Source organism: Paenibacillus marchantiophytorum, from assembly GCF_014640555.1.
GTDB classification, from domain to species: domain Bacteria; phylum Bacillota; class Bacilli; order Paenibacillales; family NBRC-103111; genus Paenibacillus_E; species Paenibacillus_E marchantiophytorum.
Window position 1 is genome coordinate 1 of record NZ_BMHE01000062.1, and the last position, 200, is coordinate 200.

The following is a 200-nucleotide window of genomic DNA, read 5'->3' on the forward strand; positions in this document are numbered from 1 at the left end:
ATAGGTTCGAGGTGGAAGTGCGGCAACGTATGCAGCTGACGAATACTAATCGGTCGAGGGCTTAACCAATAAACAAAAAAAAAAAAAAAAAAAAAAAAAAAAAAAAAAAAAAAAAAAAAAAAAAAAACACGCTTTGACTGTTTGGTGATGATGGCGGAGGGGACCCACGCGTTCCCATCTCGAACACGACCGTTAAGCCC